The following is a 1,132-nucleotide window of genomic DNA, read 5'->3' on the forward strand; positions in this document are numbered from 1 at the left end:
TGGCACTAAAATAACGTGCGGTTAGTACCTCCCACATTCTGCCGTCGGACACCGTTATATCATAATCGAAAAAATTCACTGCATCATAATTATAATTTTCTTCTGCAGTTGGTTCAAAAACTAGACGAATGACCGTATCTTCAGTAATTAAAATCGTATAACCGTCTTTTGAATCTCCAATATATTTCACACCATCAGCATTTGTAGTTTTTGTAGAATTAAATGCTGGATTGTCCTTATAGTTAGTGAAAGTAAACTTAGAAGGATCATGATGGATTCCATCATCCATTACAGGTGCATCTAAGACATAAAAATCCTCTTCATTGGTACTATCTTTATCCTTACCTTCTTTCAAAAGCCAAACCTGTTCTAATGTATAATTCTTATTATAATGATTTTCACTTTTATCATTATAAAGCTTATTCATGAATCGCATTTGTGATTTTTCAAAGAAATATGTTTCCTCATCAGCAAACAATTTTCGTAATTCATTTTCTGTTTTTACTGTTCCATCATCATTTAAGTTTAGTTGCGAATGTGGACTTTGTTCATATAATTCATCCACACTATGGTTCTCTCCATAACTATTTTGTTTCTTAAAATTACGTGGTAAATTATTTTCCCGTGAAGCATCTGTTCGCCATACAATCATCGTATCTGTCTTAGATGCTTGCGCATTTACTAAATCCATTCCCGCCTTATCACCAGAATTTGGAATGTCCAAAGCCATCGCTGGATAATTTAAATAATGTTGAATGGTATATTTTGGATTATATTCACTATCTTTTATATCCCCATTCGTATTTCCTTCTGCTTTAATTTGCAAAGACATACAATTTAATATTAAAATTAGTACAAAAACCACACACACAAATTTTGACATTGTGTAACGAGAATTCTTCTTGACACTTTCTTTATACATATTTCTTTCCTCTTTTCACTCATTTTTCTACAGAACGCAAAAAAGACACAGATCACCATATAATTAGTGTATCTGTGCTTTTGGTATGTCTATATAGTTTGTACGCAAAAAAAGGCAGACTTTACCTGTCTGTCTGTCTGTCTGTCTGTCTGTCTGTCTGTCTGTCTGTCTGTCTGTCTGTCTGTCTGTCTGTCTGTCTGTCTGTCTGTC

At 33.5% G+C, this 1,132-nt stretch carries 1 protein-coding gene; it reads right to left on the reverse strand.

Annotated features, from left to right (window positions below):
* The coding region (locus DWV34_RS14730) for a hypothetical protein (RefSeq protein ID WP_199485894.1) at positions 1-922 on the reverse strand (922 nt) is incomplete at its 3' end.
* Positions 923-1,132 lie beyond the last annotated feature (210 nt).

It is taken from the genome of Anaerostipes sp. AF04-45 (assembly GCF_003461725.1).
In the GTDB taxonomy this organism is placed as follows: Bacteria; Bacillota; Clostridia; order Lachnospirales; family Lachnospiraceae; genus Anaerostipes; species Anaerostipes caccae.